Source organism: Enterobacter sp. PL_is511, assembly GCF_055816065.1.
The window spans coordinates 569,919-593,829 of sequence record NZ_JBVPGP010000023.1 but is presented as its reverse complement, the minus strand read 5'-3'; the positions used below and the strand labels follow the sequence as shown (position 1 = coordinate 593,829).

Sequence of the window (23,911 nt, the reverse complement as noted above, 5' to 3'; positions counted from 1 at the left end):
TTAGCAATCTTCTAACTTTAGCCCAGTTTATCTGCATTTTTATTTATTAAAGAATAGAGGCTCACAACAGAAGGAGTCAGCTATGAAAATCGTTATTATTGGTGCCAGCGGTACGGTCGGTCGTGCGGTAACGGAAGAGCTGAGTCGTCGCCACGAGGTCATCCGCGTCGGTCGCACGCAGGGCGACGAGCAGGTGGATATCACCTCGCAGGCGAGCGTTCAGGCGCTCTTCGAGAAAATCGGCCAGGTGGATGCGATTGTGTCCGCCAGCGGTGGCCTCTACTTCGGCCCGCTCGCGACCATGAAAGACAGCGACTTTAACCAGGGGCTGCAGGATAAACTGCTCGGGCAGGTGCGCCTGGCGCTGACCGGCCAGCACTACCTGAATGAAGGCGGCTCGATTACGCTGATAAGCGGAATTGTGGCGCACGAGCCGATTGCGCAGGGCGTGAACGCCACCACGGTGAATGCCGCGCTGGAAGGGTTTGTTCGCGCGGCAGCCTGCGAACTGTCGCGCGGGATCCGCATCAACCTGATTAGCCCGACGGTGCTCACCGAATCGGTCGACACGTACGATGGCTTCTTCCCGGGCTTCGAAAGCGTGCCTGCCGCCACGGTGGCGCAAGCCTATCGTCGCAGCGTGGAAGGCGTGCAGACCGGGCGCGTATACAAGGTCGGCTACTGATCCTTACGGGCGGCGATCAGCACCAGCATCGGGCGCTCCGCCTCTTCGGCCAGCGCGGGCCAGGCGTCAATCTGCGCCTGCGTTGGCCCCCACTCGTTGACCTCGCTTATCGTTAATCCAGCCCTGATGAGCGCGTTAAGCGTGGTGCCCAGAGTGCGGTGGTATTTGATCACCCCGTCCGCCAGCCAGTTGCTGACGCGCTGGCCTTCGTCCTGATAATGGTTCACGCCCCAGAACCGCTCGCCGTTATCGTCGGTCAGCCAGCCCTGACGGGAGGCGCAGGTGTAAATGGGGTGCTCCATCGAAAAGACCAGGCAGCCGCCGGGCTTAAGCGCGCGCTGAACCTTCGCAAACAGGGTATCCAGCTCCGGCAGGTAGTGCAGCGCCAGCGAGCTGTAGACCAGATCGATACTGTTCTCGTTGAGCTTGAGTGATTCCAGATCGCTACGCTGATAGTGAATCCGTGCGTCGTCAGTCAGTTCAGCCGCGCGGGCGAGCATCTTTTCTGAGATATCGACCCCCGTGACGTCAGCAGCGCCCAGCTCGCGCGCGGCGCGGCAGAACCAGCCGTAGCCGCAGCCGAGATCGACAACCGATTTACCGGTTAAATCCGGCAGCATGCTTTTTAGTGCAGGCCACTCCGGCGCGCCGTCCAGACCCTGCACCGAACGCGGAAGCTGGGCATAGCCTTCAAAAAACGCCGGGTTGTCGTAGATGTTTTGTGCCATGGCAGATCCCTCTTTAAGAATGTGACTCCCAGTATAAAGCATTGCCTGCGGCCTGATGCCCTCACCCCAACCCTCTCCCACAGGGAGAGGGAGAAATGCACATCAACCCACTACGCCCCAAACCAGATTACCCTTATGGAACGTTGCGGTACGCGGGGAAATGCGCGCCACGGCTTCGGCTGAGCAGGAGGCGTCCACCAGCACAAAGCTGGCGTCGTCCTGCGCTTTTGGCCACACGCGTTCGCCCTTGTCGTTCAGCGGCAGCACGTCGCCGGTGGCGATACCGAGCGCCCGGGAGAGCGTCTGCTCATTGGGGCGAATATAGAGCTGCGCATAGAGATTCGCTTTCTCCAGCATGTCCCCCAGACCGTACGGCGACCAGTGGTCGATTACGCTGTCGGTCCCCGTCATCACAAACACGCCCTTCTCGCGCAGCTGCTTCAGCGGCATATGCAGGGTGCCAATCGGCACGGTGGAGGCGATGGTCACCTGCTGCGCCGCCATGCGGGTGGCGATCTCATCCACCTGCTGCTCGTTGAGCGTCGCCAGCGCGAAGGCATGGCTGATGGTCAGCTTGCCCTTCAGCTCCGGCGTTTTCTCCATGGTTTCGACCATGTAGTTCACCGCCGCCACGCCCGCCGGGCTGGTTTCGTGCAGGTGAATATCCACCCCTTTGTCGTAGTCCAGCGCAATCTGGAACATGGTATCGAGAGATTTCTCCATCGCGCCGTCAACGTTGGTTGGATCCAGCCCGCCCACGTAGTGCGCCCCGGCCTGCATCGCCTCGCGCATGAGCTTTTCAGAATTCGACAGCAGCAGCCCGTGCTGCGGGAAGGCGACGATTTCGCAGTCAAAACCCGCTTTGCGGCGCGCCAGCACAGCCTGCAGGTTTTCCAGGTTTTTCAGGCCGGAAACCGGCTCAATGTTGCAGTGGCTGCGGGCGATGGTGGAGCCTTTCGACTGGATCAGATCGATCAGCTTTTCCGCACGCTCCTGGGTGTAGGGCTGCAGCTCGGGCAGCAGCTTCTGCTCAAGGCGGATCATGTCCTGAATCGTGGTGCCCGCCGGGCGGTTCAGGGATCGCCACGGACCGCCGTAGAAGGTTTTATCCAGGTGAATGTGCATGTCGCGCATCGCCGGGAGCATCAGCTTGTTGCCCGCATCGTAGTGCGGCAGCGTGGCGTCGGCGTGGCGCTTGTTGTCGCGCAGGGCGACGATCTTCCCGTCTTTAATCTCCAGCGTTTTCAGTTCGGTGCGGGTGCTCGTCGCCACGCCGCCGTCGACGTTAAACCCGGCCTCCAGCAGCACGTTGTCGAGGTAGTAGTGTTTTGCGGTGATGCTCATCGGTTTGCCGGTCTCGCAGGTTGGCTTTGCGGATTCAGCAGCATACGCGACGGAGCCGGTCGCGCCAAACAGCGCACAGGCGGTCACCATTTTGCCGCTCTGGCTGATAAATTCACGGCGGCTTTTGTTTTCACTCCTCTTATCTTCCTTCATTCACAATATGGGTACCGGTTTCCCCGCGCAGCGCGGCGGGCAGGCAGTCCGGCGAGGTGATAATCACGCGTTTGCCGCCGTGGTGTAAGAATTCCAGCGAAGCGACGATTTTGGGCAGCATGCTTCCTGCCGGGAAGTGGCCTTCCTCCATATAACGCCTCATCTGCGCCACGTTAACGATGTCCAGCGCCTGCTGGTTTGGCTTGCCGAAGTTGACGCACACCTTTTCCACGCCGGTGGTAATCACCAGCACGTCGGCGCCAATCTCCCGCGCCAGCAGCGCGGTGGAGAGATCTTTATCAATCACCGCGTCGACGCTCTGGTAATCGCCCTGTTCGCTGCGCACCACGGGAATACCGCCGCCGCCCGCGCCGATCACGACATACCCTTTTTGGGTCAGCGTCTTAATAGCATCCGCCTCAACAATCCGCAGCGGCTGCGGTGAAGCCACCACGCGGCGATAGCCACGGCCGGAGTCCTCAACAAAGTGCCAGTCCGGGTGCGTGCGCTGCAGCTCGTCGCGCTGTGCCTCGCTGAAGAACGCACCGATAGGTTTCGTCGGGCGCGTAAAACCGGGATCGTTTTTATCCACCTCCACCTGCGTGACGACCGTAACTGCTTTTTGCTCCCCGCGCGCGGCCAGGCGGTTGTTCAGCGCCTGCTGGATCAGGTAGCCGATGCCGCCCTGGGTATCCGCCACGCAGTTTGCCAGCGGGGTCAGCGGCAGTCCTTCCCGCTCGTGGGCGATTTCGGCACGGCGCAGATCCAGCCCCACCTGAGGGCCGTTGCCGTGGGTGAGCACGATGTCATAGTCGGAGGCCAGCATTTCCAGCACCGACTCTGCCACCGCTTTCACCGCCTGCGCCTGATGTTCAACCGACTGGCTGGCGTTGTCTTTGATAATGCTGTTACCGCCAATGGCGACAACCATAAGCTCTTTCATACGTGCTCCTTCGCAACGGTACCCGGCGCAGCGTTCGCCGCTTCGCGGCTATCCAACACATGCTTCACCACAAACATGCCGCCCATCATCAGATACGCGGTGACGAACATCAGCGAACTGCCTTCGGCAAAGCCCACGACCGGGGCGTGGATCACCCCAAACAGCGCCAGCAGCGCCCCACCTGCAGCCGCAACGGCGCCGCGCAGCGGTTTGTTGATGATGGCGAAAATGGCGATACAGCCCCACAGCATGCTGGCGAGCGGTGCCCCGTTCCCCAGATGGACTAATCCCTCGTAGTAGATCCCTTTGCTGTGCAGCACGTCGGTACCGATTTTGGCGGCATTCGTGCCCGCCGCGCCCATCACGCTGTTCATCATGGTCAGCGCCCAGTTGGCGATCCACGGGAACAGGCAGATGAAGATGACGGGTACCTCCACTTTTGGCGTTTCCCTCACCACCTGGTTGGCGGTGACCACGCCGATAAACACCAGAATCGGCACGATGGCGGTCATCGGAATGATGGCGAGCATAAACGCCCCCAGCCCGAACAGCGGCACGATGAACATGGTTACGCCGGAGGCCAGCGTGTAGCCGATGCTCGCGCCCATCGCTTTCCAGCCGGGATGGCCGACGTAGACCGTCACCGGGAACGGGTTCCCCATCAGGCAGCCGAGCATGGAGGCCAGACCGTTTGCCAGCATGACTTTACGCGTCGGATATTCATCCCCCGCCGCGTGGGCGCTTTCGATGTTTTCCAGGTCAAAGATGTAGTTCGCCAGCCCCAGCGGTACGGCAGAGGCAAGATACGGCAGCGCGTGCGGCAGGCCCTGCAGGAAGCCCTCCACGTGCACCTGCGGCGGGTTAAAGCCGAAGGATGACATGGACGCTTTAATCGCTTCCGGGCTCTGCAGGCCGGAGATCCACGCCAGTGCGGTACCGGCTATCAGCAGCAGCAGGCCGGTCGGGATGCGGGCGAAAATCGGCTTTTTACCGAACCAGTTAATGAAGATCAGCAGCAGCACGATAAACGACACTGTCGGCGCTTCGAACGCCTGCAGCATCGGGTTCATCGCCAGCAGCAGCAGACCCAAACCGGACAGGCACGACAGCAGGACGGTGCGCGGAATCATCTTGCGGATGGTTTCCCCTAAAAACGAGCCGCCCGCGAGGATCATCGCCTCAACAAAGCACCACACCAGGCCAATCTGGATGGCGAACTCCGCATCACCGGTCTGCTGATAGACCGGCATCAGCACCAGGAAGGTCACGGTAAAAATTGACGGCGCGCTGGGGCCGGACGGCAGCGCGGTGACGTCCGTTCGTCCGGTGGCGCGCGCCATCTGCATGCCGAACCAGGCATAGCAAATACTCGCGGTCAGCACCGCCAGCCCGAAGGCCGGCGCGATGCGTCCATAAACAATCTCCTTCGGGATGCCGACGACAAAAATGAGCAGCCCCATCATGGTCAGCAAATTGGTCAGGTTGTTGGTCATCAACCCGAAATACGCCGCCCAGTCACCTCTTTTCCACTCCAGCTTCATGTTTTTCATGGATGCTTGCCTTATAAAAAGTAGCGATCGCGGAAGGTCAACAGCGCCTTTTCAAAACAGCTAAACGGCGGGTGAACGATGCCCGCCCCAATCATGCCGATGCCCGCGTCTTTGTGGGCAATGGCGGTGTTAATCACCGGCAGAATGCCGCTGCCCGCGACTCTGGTGATGTCGATGGCGGTCGGGATGCCCATAAACGAGAGCAGCGGAATGGTGACGTTCGGGTTTTCGCCGAGGGTGATTTCGCGCATCTGGCGGGAGAAGTCGATAGCTTCCTCCACCGTGCCGCCCACCAGCGCAACGATTGCCGGGGCCGTCGCCATCGCAAAGCCGCCGATACCGTAGGTTTCGGTGATGGCGCTGTCGCCGATATCCAGCCCGGAGTCTTCCGGCTTATAGCCCGCGAACATCGGGCCGATCACCTGCTGCGCCGGGCCGGTGAACCACTGCCCCGGCAGGCCGGAAATGCGCAGGCCAAACTCGTAGCCGTTGCGCGCCATGGTGGTGACCACGGTGCTGTACTCAATCCCGTGAGCGGCGTCCAGCGCGGCCTTACACATCGCCATCCACGTCGGGCCGGAGAAGTAGTCGCTGCTGGCGACAAACTCAAATACCTCGCGCTGCTGCGCCACCGGATAGCCCGCCTGAATCAGCCCCGGCGTCAGCGCCTGAATAAGCAGCGTGGTGCCCGCGTTGTTGCGGTTATGGCACTCGTCGCCCATGTGCAGCGCCTGGGCCAGCATCAGGCGCAGGTCGATTTCGCCGATAATCTTCATCGCATCGCGCAGCATCGGACCGAGCACATCGCACATCCAGTTCAGGCGGTCGATCACGCTCTGGTCGTTGGCCCCCATGCGCAGGATCTTCGCCATCTGCTCGCTGAGGTTAGTGAAGGCGCGGTTGCCGTAGGTTTTGTTCTCAACGATGTGCATAAACATCGACGCGGAGGTGACGCCCGCCATCGAGCCCACGCAGTCGTGCTCGTGGCACGGCGAGAACGTAATATCCCCGGAGGCGGCAAGCCGTGCCGCGTCGTCCAGATCTTTCGCCAGCCCTTCAAACACCAGCGCCCCGGTGACCGCGCCCTTCATCGCGCCGCACATGTTTTCCCAGGAGACAGGCGGACCGGCGTGCAGAATGGTGGTGCGGGTCATCCCCGGCACAACGTTAATCGCCTGGTCATAGCCCACCAGCACCGGATGGGACTGAATAATGCGCTCAAGCGCAAGCTTATTGGCGGCGGCGATTTTCTCCGCCAGCGGTTTTTTCTCCAGCTGGTCGAGCGCCTCAACGACCTGCATATTGCCCTGCCCCGGCGGCGTCCAGTCGAGCTGGGTGACGGGTACGTGCTGTTTTTTAAGATCGTCGCTGAACATCGCGATGCCAACGTTGATGACGTTCAGCGGCTGGTTGAATAAGGTGGTCATTATGCGTTCTCCCCTTTGCAGACAAATTCGCGTGCCAGTAATCCGGTGTTGGTGCTGCTGCTGGCCCAGATGACGCCTGCGTCGGTCAGCAGCTGGCACTGCTGCGCCAGCGACTGCGGATCCTGGTCGGTACCCAACACGTAGCCGAGGATTTCCAGCGGACGGTTATCGGCTTTCGCGATGGCCTGCGCCTCCTTAATGGCGTCGAGCATCACGCCGACCGGATCCTCGTGCGCGCCGAAGCCCAGCACGAAGTCCATCACGATAACGCCGACTTCCGGGTCGCGGGCCTCCTGCAGTAGGCGGCCGATGCGGTTGGTCGGGTCGATCATCGGGTGCGGCTTGCCGTTGGTGAAGTCGTCGTCGCCAAAGTCGAGGAAGGTATGGGCTTTACTGACGCTGACGTCCTGCAGGCGTTTAGCGGGATCCGGCTGGATATTGCTGTAGACGTCGTCGAATTTCGCTAGCGCCGCGAACATCGCCTCGTCGCACAGGGTGCCGCCGCAGAACAGGCCGCGAATGTACTTCTGCTGCGGAGTCAGGCGGGCGCGCACCTCTTCAATCAAAGGCCAGTTGAGCGGATGCAGATCAAGGGACTCTTTTTTGATGCCGGTGAGCAGGACCGCCTTCAGGGCTGCCTCTTTGGTGCCGCGCGCAAACTGCAGGCCGTCCTCATCGGCGGGCGGTTCGCTGCGCCCGAGGAAGCAAACAACCACCGGCTTGCGGCAGGCGCGGGCGCGGGCCAGCACCTTTTCTGCCACGGCAGGCGCCGCTGGTTTGGAGATCAGCGCAATCACCTCTGTGCCCTCGTCGGCTTCCAGCATGTCGATGGCGTCGAGCATCATCAGACCGCCAATTTTCTCGCTGAGATCGCGCCCGCCGGTGCCAATCAGCTGCGATACGCCGCCGCCGAATTCGTGAATGCGCACGCTCAACTCCTGGCTGCCGGTGCCGGATGCGCCGACGATGCCAATCGAGCCGCGGCGCACCGCGTTAGCAAAGCACAGCCCCGCGCCGTTGATGATGGCGGTGCCACAGTCCGGCCCCATCATCAGCAGCCCTTTCTGGTGCGCCAGCTGCTTCAGCGCCAGCTCGTCGTTGAGCGACACGTTATCGGAGAAGAGCATTACGTTGAGATCGTTTTCCAGCGCCTGGCGCGCCTCGCGGGCGGCGAAGGTGCCGTTGACGGAAATCACCGCAAGGTTGCTGTCCGGGCGATGGGTTTTGGCACTGGCAATCGTCGCGTAGCGCGCTTCATGGGAACCTGCGCTCTCTTTACGCGTGAACAGCGCTTCAATAGCGGCCAGCGTTTCATCATTCGCCGCGTCACCTTTAATCACGATCATCAGGTCGCCGTTTTTGGCTTCCGCTAATTCCGGCGTTAATAGCCCGAGGTTTTTTAATACGCCTTTATTCATCTCCGTCGCCATGGCCACAAACGCCTGGTCGACGCCCGGCAATTTATTGGCTTTGGTGGAAACGGACATTAATGACACCGAATCAAAATACGTATTCTTTTTTATAACGATTTTGGTTGGCATTGTTTTCTCCTGAATACGGATAAAAGGGGGCCGCCGTCGTGCAAAATGCACGTCGGTAAAAATATTTTTGAATTAACGGCCAGCCGGAAATGGCTGGCCGAATGCGCTATGCGCCCGCCGCCAGCAGCAGGTCGGCAATCTCAGTGAAGCCTTTCTCCCGCGCCAGCTCGAGCGGGGTTTTGCCATATTTGTCGGTCATGTGCGGGTTCGCGCCGTGATCCAGCAGCAGCTTCACGATCGCCTGCTGCTTTGCGCCGCCGTCGTTTAGGACGATGGCTTCCAGCAGCGGCGTCCAGCCAACAAAGTTGGTGTGGTTGACGTTGATATCGGTTTTTTCCAGCAGCTCGCGTACGATCTCCACGTGCCCTTTTTCACTGGCTGGCGTAATGCCCACGCCGCCAAAGCGCGTCAGGCGGTCGAGATCCGGGTTCGCGGGCAATACCAGCCGCAGGAGAGTTAAATCATTCGTCAGGCAGCTAATGAGGAAAGGGTTAAAGCAGGTCTGGTCCTGTTTATCAATATCCGCTCCGGCGGCAATTAATAACTCTACGCAGGCATAATGTTTTTTCAGGCTGGCAATAATAACGGCGGTTCTTTTCTGGCGGTTGGTGGCGTTAATATCCACGCCTTTCTCCAGGCAGGCTTTTAGCGCATCGCTATTGCCCTCCTCTGCCGCCAGCAGAAATTCAGTAACGAGTTCAGTTGCAGACATATTCAGACTCCTGATGTTTTTATTTCTGTTGACCTGAGAATAGCAACAGCCTGGTCATAAAAGAATCCGCTTAAAAATGATTCATCGACAGTCAATTCATTGTTGAGTTAAAGTCAACAAACCGGTCAAAACGTGCGTCTGTGCAACCTTTTTCTTATGTTTATCCGCTTTTTAGCGCTCGAGACTGCATTATGCTTATGCCTGATGAAGCCTTACGCACCAGGGCTTTAAGCAAAGAGTCAGAACTGTGATCGGCTTCAAATGCGTTGTAACAACGCTGTTAAAATATGTTCAAAACTGATGGCTGAAGGGAGTGAGATATGAATTCCATCTTTACCGAAGAGAACCTGCTGGCCTTTACTACCGCCGCACGCTTCGGCAGCTTCAGCAAAGCCGCCGCCGAGCTGGGCGTCACCACGTCCGCCATCAGCTACACCATTAAGCGCATGGAGACCGGGCTGGACGTGGTGCTGTTTGTGCGTAACACGCGCAGCATTGAGCTGACCGAGTCCGGCTTTTACTTTTACCGTAAGGCCACCGACCTGCTTAACGACTTTCACGCCATCAAGCGCGGGATTGATACCATCTCACAGGGCATCGAGGCGCGGGTGCGCATCTGTATTAACCAGCTGTTGTATACGCCGCGCCATACCGCGCGGCTTCTGCAGGTGCTGAAAAAGCAGTTTCCCACCTGCCAGATCACCGTAACCACGGAGGTCTATAACGGGGTGTGGGACTCCATCATCAACAACCAGGCCAATATCGCCATCGGCGCACCGGACACGCTGCTCGACGGCGGCGGGATTGACTACACCGAGATCGGCGCCATCCGCTGGATCTTTGCCATCGCGCCGGAACACCCGCTGGCCTTCGTCCCGGAACCGATAGCGGAAAGCCAGCTGCGCCTCTATCCCAACATCATGGTGGAAGATACTGCGCATACCATTAACAAGAAGGTCGGCTGGCTGCTGCACGGACAGGAAGCCATTCTGGTGCCGGACTTTAATACCAAATGCCAGTGTCAGATCCTGGGCGAAGGGATAGGTTTTTTACCGGAGTATATGGCGCGGGAAGCGGTGGAAGACGGGCTGCTGGTGACGCGGCGTATCAATAACCCGCGTCAGGACTCGCGCATGCTGCTCGCCACGCAGCATGCCGCGACCGGCCAGGTCACGCGCTGGATCAAACAGCAGTTTGGCCCCCAGGGCGTGCTGACCGGGATCTACAGCGACTTACTCTGGCGTGCTTAGTTCTTGCTCTGAACCCAAAAGGCATGGATAAGACCCGGGATGTAACCCAGCAGCGTCAGAATAATGTTGATAATAAACGCCCAGCCGAAACCTTTGCCCAACAGCACGCCCAGCGGCGGCAACAGGATGGTAAAAACAATACGCCAAAAACCCATATCAAAACTCCGTGCAAGCTAATCCATTGAAAATAATAAAGAGAACTATCTCTAAGCATAGCCAGTTTACCTGTCTGCGCCAGTTCTCTCCCCTGCGTTTACCCTCTTTTACGCTTTTGACGCTGGCGTAATACGCACAATTACTTTAGCATTATCTTAATTAAGCAAATACTAAACTATCATGACCGAACTCGAACAGCTTCAGGCCAGCGCAGAGCAGGCCGCAAACCTTTTAAAAGCGATGAGCAACCCGCGTCGGCTGCTGATCCTCTGCACCCTGTGCGGCGCCCCCGGCACCAGCGCGGGGGAACTGGCCCGCGCGACGGGGCTAAGTCCTTCCGCCACGTCGCAGCATCTGGCGCGCATGCGTGAGGAAGGTCTTATCGACAGCACCCGCGACGCGCAGCGCATTCTCTATTTCATTAAAAACGATGCGGTGCATCAGCTCATCAGCACCCTGAAAACCCTTTATTGCCCGTAAGGAGCCGCCATGTCACTTCCCCTTATTTCACCGCGCGAGGCCAGCGCCCGCATCGCTGAAGGCGCAAAACTGATTGATATTCGTGATGCCGACGAGTACGCCCGCGAGCATATTCCCGCCGCGCAGTCCGTGCCGCTGGATACCTTACCCGGCGGTCTTAACGCTCAGGCGAGGGATACGGTGATTTTTCACTGCCAGTCTGGTGCCCGCACCTCAGGCAATGCCGACCGCCTTGCGCAGGCCGCCGCGCCCGCTCAGGCATTTGTGGTCGAAGGGGGCATTCAGGGCTGGAAGCAGGCCGGGCTGCCGACCGTCGAAGACAAATCCCAGCCGCTGCCGCTGATGCGTCAGGTGCAAATTGCTGCCGGGCTGCTCATTCTCTGCGGCGTGGTGCTGGGCTATAGCGTCTCCGGCGCTTTTTTCCTGCTCAGCGGTTTTGTCGGAGCCGGGCTGGTGTTCGCCGGTGTGACGGGCTTTTGCGGTATGGCGCGACTGCTCAGGGTAATGCCCTGGAACCGGCGTACCTCATAAGCAGTAATCGGTGAAATACGCTGTACCCGGCGTCATGCGTGGGCTAAGGTGAAGATCGCTAAAACGATGAGGAGGTAATATGTTTTCTGTCGGTGATTATGTGCAACCGCGTAAAGGCGGCCCGAAACTGAAAGTGCTCGAAGTGAACGGTGACAGCATTGTGGCGGTTCAGGCCAGCAATGAGCAAGGCGAGAAATATACTCTGAAAGCTGCCGATGTGGCGCCGTATACCGAAGAAGGCGATTTCGGCGTCTGCTGAACAGCCAGCCGGGCGGCGTGTACCGCCCGGCTCACCTGTCAGATCAGAAAATCATCCAGCGATTTACCGTTTGCCAGCGCGTTGGCAATAGGCTTCGGCGTGCGGCCCTGGCCGGTCCACGTTTTCTCTTCACCGTTCTGGTCAATAAAACGATATTTTGCTTCACGCGGCTTGCGCTTTTTCGCTGGATTACCCGTCAGCGCCCTTTCAGAGCCCAGAAGGTCAGTCGGTGAAATACCATCGGCTTTCATCAGTTCCAGCAGGGCATTAATTTTTTCCTGCTGCTCAGCACGCTGCTGCTCTAATTCCGCCAGCTCACTCCGTTTCTCTTCAGTAACGACCCTGACCTTTTCCAGCGTTTCCTCAAGAACGTCCAGGGATAATTCACGCGCCATGGCGCGCAGAGTTCGGATATTATTAAGATTCTGTAACGTCAAAGACATATTATTTGAAAACCTTCTCTTTAGGGTAAATAGATAAATCGTCGACAGAATAATTCATTTCCGCTGAAATATCTACCCGTGGGGCCGCCCTGCCAGTAGCGTAAATATGTTTAAATATCACTGCGAATATTATCTTATAACGCCTGCGGGATACGCATGGATTCAATCATCGCATCAATATAAATGGTCAACTTTAATCAAAATTTCAGCATTCTACGCCTCGCACAAGAGGAACGATTCTCCCCCTGGCGCCATAAACACCAACCATCTGATTTACATGAAAAAAAAGCCAATCGGGACAGATTATAACGAACCGGATAAAAAACAATCACTTTTAGAGAATTTTGTGGACAAAAGTAGATTAAATAAAAATTAATCACTAGTTGTTAGTTCAAACACAGAGATATACGCTATACACGTCAAGAAAACCAACCTAAAGCACTAATCGCTTCAGGAAAATCGTTTCTTTTGTGTTATTCTCAAGGAGTTCAGACATGTTCTCACCGCAATCACGCCTTCGCCATGCCGTGGCGGATACTTTCGCGATGGTTGTCTACTGTTCCGTTGTGAACATGCTGATCGAAATATTCCTCTCCGGAATGTCCTTCGAGCAGTCACTTTCTTCTCGTCTGGTGGCGATCCCGGTCAATATAATTATTGCATGGCCTTACGGCTTATACCGCGATGCCGTCATGCGTATCGCGCGTCGTATCAGCCCCGCAGGTTGGGTGAAAAACCTGGCGGACGTCCTGGCCTATGTGACGTTCCAGTCGCCGGTTTACGTGGCCATTCTGCTGACAGTGGGTGCAGACTGGCACCAGATCGCTGCGGCGGTCAGTTCGAATATTGTGATTTCAATGCTGATGGGTGCGGTATACGGCTATTTCCTCGACTACTGCCGCCGCCTGTTTAAGGTCAGCCAGTACAGTCAGGCAAAAGCGTGATGTGAAGCGACTGGCGCACGCCAGTCGCGAATTTACTGTACGTCGCCAAACAGTCCCTTCAAAAACCGCTCCAGCGCCATGCGTGAACTGAAGCCATGCGGAATACCATAATGCTCATGCCGTTCACCGCCCAAATAGAGCGGAAATTGCTGATAGTGATCGCAGGTTTTAATATCCGAGGCAGGCTCAGCAAATGACAGACTTCTGTCTTTCAGCGTCGGGTGAATAATGAGAGCGGTACGTCCCATTCTTGCTTCACGATTAACGTAAACATAATTCTCGCCACGGCGATATCCATACGCTTTTGGTGTCACCTCATCCATGGTGAATCCCTCTTTTTCAAGAACGCGCGCCACCTCATCAGGTCGTAAATACATATCTTTTCCTCGTTATCTTTTCCTGCCCGGCAACCTTACAGTATTCAGCATTAGCAGGGCTTTCAGAATAATCCATAAACTGCCGGATAACGCGTGATGCGCTTCAGATATTAAATTTCTGAACTAAACTGAACGGGAACACAAAATTACGGAGGATCGTATGTTTAACAGACCGAACCGAAACGATATTAATGACGACGCTCAGGATATTCGTAATGATGTCAGCCAATTAGCGGACACGCTCGAAGAGGTGCTGAAGTCCTGGGGAAGTGACGCGAAGGACGAAGCGGATGCCGCAAAACGTAAGGCTCAGTCTCTGCTCCGTGAAACCCGCGCACGCTTAAACGGCCGCACGCGTACGACACAGGCTGCCTGCGATGCTGTCAGCTGCGCAACGACCTTCGTGCGCGAGAAACCGCTCTGTACGCTCGGCACGGTAGCGGCGGTCGGTATCTTTGTGGGCGCTCTGCTTAGCCTGCGTAAATAACCCGCTCACGCACCGTTATCTGCCCCGGTGGTCAGTGGCTGCCGGGGCTTTTCTTTGCCTTCTCGCCTGTAAAACCCGTATAGCCTGCCCTGCCCCGCTGTGCTCATCATCGGGACAACATCAATCTAAATTTCCCATATCTTGTATGGTTGAAACTTAAGGCAACTACATCTAGTATTCCTTTTAGCAAGACACACACAACCTGACGCGATGACTCGCGCCGTTATCTCATTTTAAATGGAAATACGAATCATGAGCATTATTATTTACACTCGTAACGATTGTGTTCAGTGCCACGCGACCAAACGGGCAATGGAAAGCCGCGGCGTGGCGTTTGAGATGGTGAATATTGACCAGCAGCCCGAGGCCGCCGATACCCTTCGCGCGCAGGGTTTCCGTCAGCTTCCGGTGGTGGTGGCCGGGGAGACCAGCTGGTCTGGCTTCCGCCCGGACATGATCAACCGCATCGCCGCGCAGGCCGCACGGGCATGAGCAGACTGGTGTTCTTCTCCAGCAGCTCGGAAAACACGCTCCGCTTTATTGAGCGCGTCGGGCTGCCTGCGGTGCGCATTCCGCTTAACGAGCGGGAGCGGATCCGGGTAGAGGAACCTTACATTCTGGTGGTGCCCAGCTATGGCGGAGGCGGTACGGCGGGCGCAGTGCCTCGCCAGGTGATCCGCTTTCTGAACGATCCCCATAACCGGGAGCTGATCCGCGGCGTCATTGCGGCGGGGAATCGCAATTTCGGCGATGCCTTTGGTCGCGCCGGAGATGTCATCTCTCAAAAGTGCGGCGTGCCGTATCTCTATCGCTTTGAGCTGATGGGGACGCAGCAGGACGTCGAAAACGTGCGTAAAGGAGTGAACGAATTTTGGCAACGACAACCGCAGAACGGGTAATACAGGCGACGCCGGATTACCACGCATTAAACGCCATGCTTAACCTCTATGACCGGGAGGGACGCATTCAGTTTAATAAAGACCGTGAGGCGGTGGACGCCTTTTTTGCCGCCCACGTGCGGCCCAACAGCGTGACTTTTGCAAGCCAGAATGAACGTCTCGACTATCTGGTTAACGAGGGCTACTACGACGCGCGCGTCCTCACCCGCTACGAACGCGCCTTCGTCGTGAAGCTGTTTGAACGCGCCCACGCCAGCGGTTTTCGTTTCCAGACGTTCCTTGGCGCGTGGAAATACTACACCAGCTATACCCTGAAGACCTTCGACGGTAAACGCTACTTAGAAAGCTTTGAAGACCGCGTGGTGATGGTCGCGCTGACCCTGGCACAGGGCGATGAAGCGCTGGCGGAACAGCTCACCGACGAGATCCTCTCCGGACGCTTCCAGCCCGCCACGCCAACCTTCCTCAACTGCGGCAAGGCCCAGCGCGGTGAGCTGGTCTCCTGCTTCCTGCTGCGCATCGAAGACAATATGGAGTCGATTGGCCGCGCGGTGAACTCGGCGCTGCAGCTTTCCAAACGCGGCGGCGGCGTGGCGTTTCTGCTCTCTAACCTGCGTGAAGCGGGCGCGCCGATCAAGCGCATCGAAAACCAGTCCTCCGGCGTGATCCCGGTGATGAAGATGCTGGAAGATGCGTTCTCCTACGCCAACCAGCTTGGCGCGCGCCAGGGAGCGGGCGCGGTTTACCTGCACGCGCACCATCCGGACATTCTGCGTTTTCTCGATACCAAACGCGAAAACGCCGACGAAAAAATCCGTATCAAAACCCTGTCGCTGGGGGTGGTGATCCCGGATATCACCTTTAAGCTCGCCAAAGAGAATGCCGAGATGGCGCTCTTCTCGCCGTATGACATCGAGCGAATTTACGGCAAGGCCTTTGGCGACGTGGCCATCAGCGAGCTCTACGACGAACTGGTGGCCGACGATCGCATTCGCAAAAAAACCATCAACGCCCGCGATTTCTTCCAGACGCTTGCCGAAATTCAGTTTGAGTCCGGCTATCCGTACATCATGTTTGAGGATACGGTGAACCGCGCGAACCCGATTGCCGGGCGCATCAACATGAGCAACCTGTGCTCGGAGATTTTGCAGGTCAATAGCGCGTCAGCCTACGACGAAAACCTGGACTACGCGGAGATCGGCAAAGACATCTCCTGCAACCTCGGGTCGCTGAATATCGCCCACACCATGGATTCACCCGACTTTGGCCGCACGATAGAAACCGCCATTCGCGGGCTGACGGCGGTGTCGGACATGAGCCACATCCGCAGCGTGCCGTCTATTGAAGCGGGCAACGCCGCGTCGCACGCCATCGGGCTGGGGCAGATGAACCTCCACGGCTATCTGGCGAGGGAAGGCATCGCCTACGGCAGTCCGGAAGGACTGGACTTCACCAATCTCTATTTTTACACCGTCACCTGGCACGCGCTGCACACCTCAATGATGCTGGCGCGCGAGCGCGACCAGCGCTTCGCGGGCTTTGAGCAGTCCCGCTACGCCAGCGGGGAATATTTCAGCCAGTATCTGGAAGGCAACTGGCAGCCGAAAACCGAAAAAGTGCGCGAACTGTTTGCTCGCGCGGGGATTACCCTCCCGACGCGTGAGATGTGGCTGCAGCTGCGTGACGACGTGATGCGCTACGGCATCTACAACCAGAACCTGCAGGCGGTGCCGCCAACCGGTTCGATCTCCTATATCAATCACGCCACCTCGAGCATTCACCCGATCGTATCGAAAATTGAAATTCGTAAGGAAGGCAAAACCGGACGCGTTTACTACCCTGCCCCGTTTATGACCAATGAGAACCTGGCGCTCTATCAGGACGCGTATGAGATCGGCCCGGAAAAAATCATCGATACCTACGCGGAGGCGACAAAACACGTGGATCAGGGGCTGTCGCTGACGCTGTTCTTCCCGGATACCGCCACCACGCGGGATATCAACAGAGCGCAGATCTACGCCTGGAAGAAAGGCATCAAAACGCTCTACTACATTCGCCTGCGCCAGCTTGCGCTGGAAGGCACCGAAATTGAAGGCTGCGTGTCCTGCGCGCTGTAAGGAGAAAGGATGAAACTGTCACGCGTGAGTGCCGTTAACTGGAACAAAATCCAGGACGACAAAGACCTGGAGGTGTGGAACCGCCTGACCAGCAACTTCTGGCTGCCGGAAAAGGTCCCGCTCTCCAACGATATTCCGGCCTGGCAAACGCTGAGCCACGCCGAGCAGCAGCTGACGATCCGCGTTTTTACCGGCCTGACGCTGCTCGACACCATTCAAAATACCGTCGGCGCACCGGCTCTGATGAGTGACGCGCTGACGCCGCACGAAGAGGCGGTGATGTCGAACATCAGCTTTATGGAGGCGGTGCACGCCCGCTCCTACAGCTCGATTTTCTCCACCTTGTGCCAGACCAAAGACGTCGACGCGGCCTATGCCTGGAGTGAAGCGAGCGAGTCATTGCAGAGAAAGGCGGAGCTGGTGCTGACGTATTATCAGGCCGACGAGCCGCTGAAGAAGAAGATCGCCAGCGTGCTTCTGGAATCGTTCCTCTTCTATTCCGGGTTCTGGCTGCCCATGTACTGGTCGAGCCGGGGCAAGCTCACCAACACCGCCGATTTGATTCGGCTCATCATTCGTGATGAAGCGGTGCACGGGTATTACATCGGCTATAAGTATCAGAAAGGGCTGGAGAAAGTCAGCGAGGCAAAGCGCGAGGAGCTTAAAGGCTTTGCGCTCGATTTGCTGATGGATCTGTACGACAACGAGCTGAGCTATACCGAGGAACTGTACGCCGGCACCGGCTGGGAGGACGACGTGAAGGCCTTCCTCTGCTACAACGCCAACAAGGCGCTGATGAACCTGGGCTACGACGCGCTTTTCCCACCGGAGATGGCGGAGGTGAACCCGGCGATTCTGGCCGCGCTGTCGCCCAATGCCGACGAAAACCACGATTTCTTCTCCGGGTCGGGTTCGTCGTACGTGATGGGCAAAGCAGTGGAAACCGAGGATGAAGACTGGGATTTTTAATGAACGTTAACGTTCGTTAATTTAATATAAACCCAACAATTTCCTCTCTAATATTTACAAAGCAACTACACTGTCATTTCCGAGTCATATTCGCCTGAATCATTCCGATCCAGGCGAAATTCCCCGATGCAGCAGCAAAAAATTGAGAAAAATTCAAAACGCTCTCAGCCCTTTATTCATGGGAAATTCAGCCGTTTCGCTTCCCTGAAAATTCACGTCATAAGCAAACCCAGGGTTGTCTCAGATTCTCAGTATGTTAGGGTTATGCCCGTTAACAATTTACCATGGTAATCATATCGACATAAACAAATAACAGGACACTCTCTATTGCATGGCAATTAAATTAGAAGTGAAAAATCTTTATAAAGTATTTGGCGAGCATCCGCAGCGCGCATTCAAATATATTGAAAAAGGCCTTACGAAAGAGCAAATTCTGGAAAAAACCGGGCTATCGCTTGGCGTTAAAGACGCCAGTCTGGCCATTGAAGAAGGCGAGATTTTTGTCATCATGGGATTATCCGGTTCGGGTAAATCCACTATGGTTCGCCTTCTCAATCGCCTGATTGAACCCACCCGCGGGCAGGTGCTGATTGATGGCGTGGATATCGCCAGAATATCAGACGCTGAGCTTCGCGAGGTGCGCAGAAAGAAGATCGCAATGGTGTTCCAGTCATTCGCGCTAATGCCACACATGACGGTACTGGATAATACCGCCTTCGGCATGGAATTAGCCGGCACGCCGGCTCAGGAACGTCAGGAAAAAGCCCTTGATGCATTGCGTCAGGTCGGGCTGGAAAATTATGCGCATGCGTACCCGGATGAACTTTCCGGCGGTATGCGTCAGCGCGTGGGATTAGCCCGCGCATTAGCCATTAATCCAGATATTTTATTAATGGATGAAGCCTTCTCCGCCCTCGATCCGTTAATTCGCACCGAGATGCAGGATGAACTGGTAAAATTACAGGCTAAACATCAGCGAACGATTGTCTTTATTTCCCACGATCTGGATGAAGCCATGCGTATTGGCGACCGTATTGCCATTATGCAAAACGGTGAAGTGGTGCAGGTCGGCACGCCGGATGAAATACTCAATAATCCAGCGAACGATTATGTCCGTACCTTCTTCCGCGGCGTGGATATTAGCCAGGTCTTTAGCGCCAAAGATATTGCCCGTCGAACGCCAAACGGCATTATTCGTAAAACGCCAGGCTTCGGCCCGCGCTCGGCGCTTAAGCTGCTGCAGGACGAAGACCGTGAATACGGTTATCTGGTTGAACGCGGCAATAAATTTGTCGGCGTTGTCTCCATCGACTCCCTGAAAACCGCGCTTGGCGAAAACCGGGGAATCGATGCGGCGTTAATTGACGCTCCGCTTGCCGTGGACGCCGAAACGCCGCTCAGCGAGTTGCTCTCTCACGTGGGTCAGGCACCGTGCGCCGTGCCGGTCGTGGGCGAGGAACAACAGTACGTCGGCATCATCTCAAAACGGATGCTGCTGCAGGCTTTAGATCGCGAGGGGGCAAACAATGGCTGATCAATCAAACCCGTGGGGCACCACTGAAGCAGCGGACAGCGCTGCGCAATCCGCCGACGCGTGGGGTTCCACGCCAGCCCCCGCCGATGGCGGCGGCGCGGCAGACTGGCTGAACAGCGCACCCGCGCCTGCGCCAGAACACTTCAACATCATGGATCCGTTTCATAAAACGCTGATCCCGCTGGACAGCTGGGTGACGGAGGGGATCGACTGGGTGGTGACGCACTTCCGCCCGGTGTTCCAGGGGATCCGCATCCCGGTGGATTACATCCTGAACGGCTTCCAGCAGCTGATGCTGGGCATGCCGGCGCCGGTCGCCATTATCCTGTTCTCTCTGATCGCCTGGCAGTTTGGCAGCGCCGGGATGGGGATCGCCACGCTGATTTCGCTGATTGCCATTGGCGCGATTGGCGCGTGGTCGCAGGCGATGATAACCCTGGCACTGGTGCTGACCGCCCTGCTCTTCTGCATCGTCATCGGCCTGCCGATGGGGATCTGGCTGGCGCGCAGCCCGCGGGCAGCGAAGATTATCCGCCCGCTGCTGGATGCAATGCAGACCACCCCGGCGTTCGTCTATCTGGTGCCGATTGTCATGCTGTTCGGTATCGGCAACGTGCCGGGCGTGGTGGTGACCATTATCTTCGCCCTGCCGCCGATTATTCGTCTGACCATTCTCGGGATCAACCAGGTGCCTGCGGACCTGATCGAAGCGTCACGCTCGTTCGGTGCCAGCCCGCGCCAGATGCTGTTTAAGGTTCAGCTCCCGCTGGCCATGCCGACCATCATGGCGGGCGTTAACCAGACGCTGATGCTGGCACTCTCAATGGTGGTGATTGCCTCGATGATCGCCGTTGGTGGTCTCGGTCAGATGGTGCTGCGCGGCATTGGCCGCCTCGACATGGGGCTGGCCACCGTCGGCGGCGTCGGCATCGTGATCCTCGCCATTATTCTTGACCGCCTGACTCAGGCCGTCGGTCTTGATTCACGCAGTCGCGGCAACCGTCGCTGGTATACCACCGGCCCTGTCGGGTTACTCACCCGCCCTTTCACGAAGTCAAAATAAGGAACAACGATGCGACATAACGTACTTTTTGCCACAGCGTTTGCCACCCTTGTCTCCACCAGCACCTTCGCGGCTGACCTGCCGGGCAAAGGCATTACCGTGCAGCCGGTGCAGAGCACCATTTCGGAAGAGAGCTTCCAGACGCTGATCGTCAGCCGCGCGCTGGAAAAACTCGGCTACACGGTTAACACGCCGAGCGAAGTGGATTACAACGTGGGCTATACCTCAATTGCTTCCGGTGACGCCACCTTCACCGCGGTGAACTGGCAGCCGCTGCACGACGATATGTATGCCGCCGCCGGTGGCGACAAGAAATTCTACCGCGAAGGCACCTTCGTGACCGGCGCGGCGCAGGGTTATCTGATCGACAAGAAAACCGCCGATAAGTACCACATCACCAATATTGAACAGCTGAAAGATCCGAAGATCGCCAAACTGTTCGACACCAACGGTGACGGCAAGGCCGACATGATGGGCTGCTCGCCGGGCTGGGGCTGTGAAGCGGTGATTAATCACCAGAACAAAGCATTCGATCTGGCGAAAACGGTCGACGTGAGCCACGGTAACTATTCGGCGATGATGGCCGACACCATTGCCCGCTTCAAAGAGGGTAAACCGGTGATCTACTACACCTGGACGCCGTACTGGGTGAGCGACGTGCTGAAGCCGGGTAAAGACGTGGTGTGGCTGCAGGTGCCGTTCTCCTCCCTGCCGGGCGAGCAGAAAGACATCGACACCAGGCTGCCGAACGGCATGAACTACGGCTTCCCGGTGAACACCATGCATATCGTGGCGAACAAAGCCTGGGCCGAGAAAAACCCGGCGGCGGCGAAGCTGTTCTCGGTGATGAAGCTGCCGCTGGCGGACATCAACGCCCAGAACGCGATGATGCACGCGGGTAAATCCTCCGAAGCGGATGTGAAAGGCCACGTGGACGGCTGGATCAAAGCCCACCAGCAGCAGTTTGACGGCTGGGTGAAAGAGGCACTTGCGGCGCAGAAGTAAAAAATACAACACAACCTAACCCCTCACCCTAACCCTCTCCCCTTTGGGGGGGGCTGGGGTGAGGGGATTAACCGCACAAACACACACATAACAATCCCCCAACATTCACAATCATTAGCTATTATGGTTTCCGGAAAAATAATCACTCAACTAACGATTCCTGAAACTAATGACAAAAACCACTCAAGGGCTTAGCCCCGCACTCATCCTTTTAATGTCCGTGGCAACGGGTCTGGCGGTCGCCAGCAACTATTACGCGCAGCCTCTTCTCGACACCATCGCCCGCGCGTTCAATCTCTCCGCCAGCTCCGCAGGCTTTATCGTTACCGCTGCACAGCTCGGCTATGCCGCCGGGCTGCTGTTCCTGGTGCCGCTCGGCGATATGTTTGAACGCCGAATGCTGATCGTCTCCATGACCCTGCTGGCCGCCGGTGGGATGCTGATCACCGCCAGCAGCCAGTCGCTGACGATGATGATCGTCGGTACCGCGCTAACGGGGCTGTTCTCCGTGGTGGCGCAAATCCTGGTCCCGCTCGCCGCGACCCTCGCCTCCCCGGAAAAACGCGGCAAGGTGGTGGGCACCATCATGAGCGGCCTGCTGCTGGGGATTTTGCTGGCGCGTACCGTTGCCGGGCTGCTGGCAAGCCTCGGCGGCTGGCGCACCGTATACTGGGTAGCGAGCGTGCTGATGGTCATCATGGCGCTGGCGCTGTGGCGCGGGCTGCCAAAAGTGAAGCAGGACAACCACCTGAACTATCCTCAACTGCTGGCCTCCGTTTTCAGTCTGTTCACCCAGGATAAGCTTCTGCGCACCCGCGCCCTGCTGGGCTGTTTCACCTTCGCTAACTTCAGCATTCTGTGGACGTCGATGGCGTTTCTGCTTGCAGCGCCGCCGTTCAATTATTCCGAAGGGGTGATTGGCCTGTTCGGTCTGGCCGGTGCCGCAGGCGCACTGGGCGCGCGTCCCGCAGGAGGGCTGGCCGACAAGGGTAAATCCCACCTGACCACCTCCGCAGGGCTGATTTTACTTCTGCTCTCCTGGGCGGCAATCTGGTACGGGCACGTCTCGGTGCTGGCGCTGATCGTCGGCATCCTGGTGCTCGATCTCACCGTTCAGGGCGTTCACATCACCAATCAGACCGTCATCTATCGCGTGAAGCCAGAGGCGCGTAACCGCCTGACGGCCGGTTACATGACCAGCTACTTCATTGGCGGCGCGGCGGGTTCGCTCATTTCAGCGTCGGCGTGGCAGCATGCAGGCTGGTCGGGGGTATGTGCGATTGGGGCCATCGTCGCCACCCTTAACCTGCTAGTATGGTGGCGCGGTTACCATCGCCAGGATGCAATTCACTAAGTTTTACATTGCGTTGGCCTCTTAGGGTGTTAAGAGGCCCTTCACTCTGTTAATGTAAACGTAATCATTTATCCCAGAAATTTTAATGTGGGTGACATATTTACAATCGGCATGAATAGTTCAGACCCCCGTCCTCACATCCTTTCTCCAGCGGGTTCACACCCTACGCTTTCTGTGCTCACCGGGTCACGGACTTACCCGGCGCTTTCTGATGGTGACATTGATTTGGCGGATATAACCGCACAAATAATTCATTTACATTATTTGTCACTATCGTTACTATATCGGCTGTAATTAATGAGGTTATGCCCAAATGGATAGTTCGTTTACGCCCATTGAACAAATGCTTAAATTCCGCGCCAGTCGCCATGAGGACTTCCCGTACCAGGAAATCCTGCTGACTCGCCTGTGCATGCACATGCAGGGTAAGCTACTGGAAAACCGTAATAAAATGCTGAAAGCTCAAGGGATTAACGAGACGTTGTTTATGGCGTTGATTACGCTGGAGTCTCAGGAAAATCACAGCATTCAGCCTTCCGAACTGAGCTGCGCGCTGGGCTCTTCCCGTACCAATGCGACCCGTATTGCCGATGAACTCGAAAAGCGTGGCTGGATTGAGCGCCGTGAAAGCGACAACGATCGCCGCTGCCTGCATCTGCAACTGACCGATAAAGGTCACCAGTTCCTGCGTGAGGTGCTGCCACCTCAGCACAATTGCCTGCACAAACTCTGGTCTGTCCTCAGCACCGCCGAGCGCGACCAGCTTGAGCACATCACTCGCAAGCTGCTCACCCGTCTGGACCAGATGGATGAAGACGGCGCCGTTCTTGAGGCGCTGCGCTAACGCGACGACACGCTCACCATTCCAGATTCATAAGAAAACCGACAGGCCAGCACGTCACACTGCTGGCCTTTCTGACAACAGGTCGGCTCAGCCGATGTGAAAATAAGAAGATCGTG

At 57.1% G+C, this 23,911-nt stretch carries 26 protein-coding genes; 16 read left to right on the top strand and 10 right to left on the bottom strand.

The window, feature by feature from the left end; all coding sequences use genetic code 11:
- Positions 1-82 precede the first annotated feature (82 nt).
- Positions 83-685: a short chain dehydrogenase gene (locus AC0TN7_RS15150; RefSeq protein WP_463727256.1), complete on the top strand. Its 603-nt coding sequence runs from the start codon at positions 83-85 to the stop codon at positions 683-685.
- On the opposite strand, the gene AC0TN7_RS15145 is transcribed toward AC0TN7_RS15150, so the two are convergent.
- The 7 genes from AC0TN7_RS15145 to AC0TN7_RS15115 all read right to left on the bottom strand — a co-directional run bounded on the left by AC0TN7_RS15145 (position 679) and on the right by AC0TN7_RS15115 (position 9,083).
- Positions 679-1,413, bottom strand: coding sequence for a class I SAM-dependent methyltransferase (locus AC0TN7_RS15145; RefSeq protein ID WP_463727257.1), 735 nt, complete (start codon positions 1,411-1,413; stop codon positions 679-681). The genes AC0TN7_RS15150 and AC0TN7_RS15145 overlap by 7 nt on opposite strands.
- 102 nt (positions 1,414-1,515) lie before the next feature.
- Complete coding sequence (locus tag AC0TN7_RS15140) at positions 1,516-2,910, bottom strand: amidohydrolase family protein (protein ID WP_473702245.1); 1,395 nt, start codon at positions 2,908-2,910, stop codon at positions 1,516-1,518.
- Positions 2,897-3,853, bottom strand: coding sequence for a carbamate kinase family protein (locus tag AC0TN7_RS15135; RefSeq protein WP_473702244.1), 957 nt, complete (start codon positions 3,851-3,853; stop codon positions 2,897-2,899). The genes AC0TN7_RS15140 and AC0TN7_RS15135 overlap by 14 nt, the downstream gene beginning before the upstream one ends.
- On the bottom strand, positions 3,850-5,403 hold the full coding sequence (locus AC0TN7_RS15130) for a xanthine permease (protein ID WP_473702243.1): 1,554 nt from the start codon (positions 5,401-5,403) through the stop codon (positions 3,850-3,852). The genes AC0TN7_RS15135 and AC0TN7_RS15130 overlap by 4 nt, the downstream gene beginning before the upstream one ends.
- 11 nt (positions 5,404-5,414) lie before the next feature.
- Positions 5,415-6,830 carry a YlbE family protein gene (locus AC0TN7_RS15125; RefSeq protein ID WP_024907673.1) on the bottom strand — a complete coding sequence of 472 codons (1,416 nt, stop codon included), beginning with the start codon at positions 6,828-6,830 and terminating at the stop codon, positions 5,415-5,417.
- Complete coding sequence (gene fdrA, locus AC0TN7_RS15120; protein ID WP_024907674.1) at positions 6,830-8,371, bottom strand: acyl-CoA synthetase FdrA; 1,542 nt, start codon at positions 8,369-8,371, stop codon at positions 6,830-6,832. Before fdrA ends, AC0TN7_RS15125 begins: the two co-directional genes overlap by 1 nt.
- A gap of 106 nt (positions 8,372-8,477) precedes the next feature.
- On the bottom strand, positions 8,478-9,083 hold the full coding sequence (locus tag AC0TN7_RS15115) for an ankyrin repeat domain-containing protein (RefSeq protein WP_024907675.1): 606 nt from the start codon (positions 9,081-9,083) through the stop codon (positions 8,478-8,480).
- A gap of 320 nt (positions 9,084-9,403) precedes the next feature.
- On the opposite strand from AC0TN7_RS15115, the gene AC0TN7_RS15110 reads away from it, so the two are divergent.
- On the top strand, positions 9,404-10,333 hold the full coding sequence (locus tag AC0TN7_RS15110; RefSeq protein ID WP_024907676.1) for a LysR substrate-binding domain-containing protein: 930 nt from the start codon (positions 9,404-9,406) through the stop codon (positions 10,331-10,333).
- Here AC0TN7_RS15110 and AC0TN7_RS15105 read toward each other — a convergent pair.
- On the bottom strand, positions 10,330-10,488 hold the full coding sequence (locus AC0TN7_RS15105; RefSeq protein ID WP_032645235.1) for a YqaE/Pmp3 family membrane protein: 159 nt from the start codon (positions 10,486-10,488) through the stop codon (positions 10,330-10,332). The two genes, AC0TN7_RS15110 and AC0TN7_RS15105, sit on opposite strands and share 4 nt — an antisense overlap.
- Positions 10,489-10,669: 181 nt before the next feature.
- Here AC0TN7_RS15105 and AC0TN7_RS15100 point away from each other — a divergent pair, with 181 nt between their 5' ends.
- From AC0TN7_RS15100 to AC0TN7_RS15090, 3 genes are all read left to right on the top strand, one after another.
- A complete protein-coding gene (locus tag AC0TN7_RS15100; RefSeq protein ID WP_024907677.1) occupies positions 10,670-10,969 on the top strand; it encodes an ArsR/SmtB family transcription factor in 300 nt (99 codons plus the stop codon).
- Between the two features lie 9 nt (positions 10,970-10,978).
- Positions 10,979-11,500 carry a rhodanese family protein gene (locus AC0TN7_RS15095; protein ID WP_024907678.1) on the top strand — a complete coding sequence of 174 codons (522 nt, stop codon included), beginning with the start codon at positions 10,979-10,981 and terminating at the stop codon, positions 11,498-11,500.
- A gap of 79 nt (positions 11,501-11,579) precedes the next feature.
- Positions 11,580-11,759 carry a YodC family protein gene (locus AC0TN7_RS15090; protein ID WP_023308920.1) on the top strand — a complete coding sequence of 60 codons (180 nt, stop codon included), beginning with the start codon at positions 11,580-11,582 and terminating at the stop codon, positions 11,757-11,759.
- 38 nt (positions 11,760-11,797) lie between these two features.
- Here the strand turns inward: AC0TN7_RS15090 and stpA are convergent, their stop codons facing one another.
- Positions 11,798-12,202, bottom strand: coding sequence for a DNA-binding protein StpA (stpA, locus tag AC0TN7_RS15085; protein WP_024907680.1), 405 nt, complete (start codon positions 12,200-12,202; stop codon positions 11,798-11,800).
- 494 nt (positions 12,203-12,696) lie between these two features.
- On the opposite strand from stpA, the gene alaE reads away from it, so the two are divergent.
- Complete coding sequence (gene alaE / locus AC0TN7_RS15080) at positions 12,697-13,146, top strand: L-alanine exporter AlaE (protein WP_473702242.1); 450 nt, start codon at positions 12,697-12,699, stop codon at positions 13,144-13,146.
- 32 nt (positions 13,147-13,178) lie between these two features.
- On the opposite strand, the gene AC0TN7_RS15075 is transcribed toward alaE, so the two are convergent.
- Complete coding sequence (locus tag AC0TN7_RS15075) at positions 13,179-13,523, bottom strand: DUF2002 family protein (RefSeq protein ID WP_023308923.1); 345 nt, start codon at positions 13,521-13,523, stop codon at positions 13,179-13,181.
- Between the two features lie 160 nt (positions 13,524-13,683).
- Between AC0TN7_RS15075 and AC0TN7_RS15070 the strand changes: the two genes are divergently transcribed.
- From AC0TN7_RS15070 to mprA, 10 genes are all read left to right on the top strand, one after another.
- Positions 13,684-14,010 (top strand): ElaB/YgaM/YqjD family protein, encoded by a 327-nt coding sequence (locus AC0TN7_RS15070; RefSeq protein WP_008502569.1) that lies wholly within the window; start codon positions 13,684-13,686, stop codon positions 14,008-14,010.
- 252 nt (positions 14,011-14,262) lie between these two features.
- Entirely contained in the window at positions 14,263-14,502 is a 240-nt protein-coding gene (nrdH, locus tag AC0TN7_RS15065; protein WP_008502570.1) for a glutaredoxin-like protein NrdH, read from the top strand.
- Positions 14,499-14,909 carry a class Ib ribonucleoside-diphosphate reductase assembly flavoprotein NrdI gene (nrdI, locus tag AC0TN7_RS15060; RefSeq protein ID WP_024907682.1) on the top strand — a complete coding sequence of 137 codons (411 nt, stop codon included), beginning with the start codon at positions 14,499-14,501 and terminating at the stop codon, positions 14,907-14,909. The genes nrdH and nrdI overlap by 4 nt, the downstream gene beginning before the upstream one ends.
- Positions 14,882-17,026, top strand: a complete 2,145-nt coding sequence (gene nrdE / locus AC0TN7_RS15055) for a class 1b ribonucleoside-diphosphate reductase subunit alpha (protein ID WP_024907683.1) — start codon at positions 14,882-14,884, stop codon at positions 17,024-17,026. Before nrdI ends, nrdE begins: the two co-directional genes overlap by 28 nt.
- Before the next feature lie 9 nt (positions 17,027-17,035).
- Entirely contained in the window at positions 17,036-17,995 is a 960-nt protein-coding gene (gene nrdF / locus AC0TN7_RS15050) for a class 1b ribonucleoside-diphosphate reductase subunit beta (RefSeq protein ID WP_024907684.1), read from the top strand.
- A 331-nt stretch (positions 17,996-18,326) separates the two neighbouring features.
- The gene (gene proV / locus AC0TN7_RS15045) at positions 18,327-19,529 is read left to right on the top strand and encodes a glycine betaine/L-proline ABC transporter ATP-binding protein ProV (protein WP_024907685.1); all 1,203 of its coding nucleotides are present in this window, start codon (positions 18,327-18,329) and stop codon (positions 19,527-19,529) included.
- Positions 19,522-20,592: a glycine betaine/L-proline ABC transporter permease ProW gene (gene proW, locus AC0TN7_RS15040; protein WP_024907686.1), complete on the top strand. Its 1,071-nt coding sequence runs from the start codon at positions 19,522-19,524 to the stop codon at positions 20,590-20,592. The genes proV and proW overlap by 8 nt, the downstream gene beginning before the upstream one ends.
- Positions 20,593-20,601: 9 nt before the next feature.
- The gene (proX, locus tag AC0TN7_RS15035) at positions 20,602-21,597 is read left to right on the top strand and encodes a glycine betaine/L-proline ABC transporter substrate-binding protein ProX (protein WP_024907687.1); all 996 of its coding nucleotides are present in this window, start codon (positions 20,602-20,604) and stop codon (positions 21,595-21,597) included.
- A 169-nt stretch (positions 21,598-21,766) separates the two neighbouring features.
- Positions 21,767-22,951, top strand: a complete 1,185-nt coding sequence (locus AC0TN7_RS15030; RefSeq protein ID WP_024907688.1) for an MFS transporter — start codon at positions 21,767-21,769, stop codon at positions 22,949-22,951.
- A gap of 313 nt (positions 22,952-23,264) precedes the next feature.
- Positions 23,265-23,795, top strand: a complete 531-nt coding sequence (gene mprA / locus AC0TN7_RS15025; protein WP_023333174.1) for a transcriptional repressor MprA — start codon at positions 23,265-23,267, stop codon at positions 23,793-23,795.
- Positions 23,796-23,911: the final 116 nt, after the last annotated feature.